At 64.9% G+C, this 288-nt stretch carries 1 protein-coding gene; it reads right to left on the bottom strand.

Annotated features, from left to right (window positions below):
- The coding region (locus AC0KVN_RS27610; RefSeq protein ID WP_483656837.1) for an efflux RND transporter permease subunit at nt 1-288 on the bottom strand (288 nt) is incomplete at both ends.

The raw sequence follows: 288 nt of genomic DNA, 5'->3' as shown, positions 1-288 counted from the left end.
CCCCGGTACCGGCGGCGGTGGGAATACGCCGAGGAAGCCGTCGGGGATGCTCGCAAACTTGGCTTGCAGGCGCCCGGCGATGGCGACCGCTGCCATATCCGGCGAGGTGCGCTCCTTGAACGGATCAAGCATGACGAACATTACCGCCGCATTCGGGACGTTGACGAAACCGTTGACCGACAGCCCCGGGAACGCCACCACACTCTCGACCCCCGGTTCATCCAGGGCGATTTTCGACATTTGCCGCACCACCGCATCGGTACGCTCCAACGAGGCCGCGTTCGGCAG

The organism is Sphingobium sp. SG1 (assembly GCF_057063145.1).
Note: the sequence above shows the minus strand (reverse complement) of the source record. Positions and strands in the feature narration are given on the sequence as shown.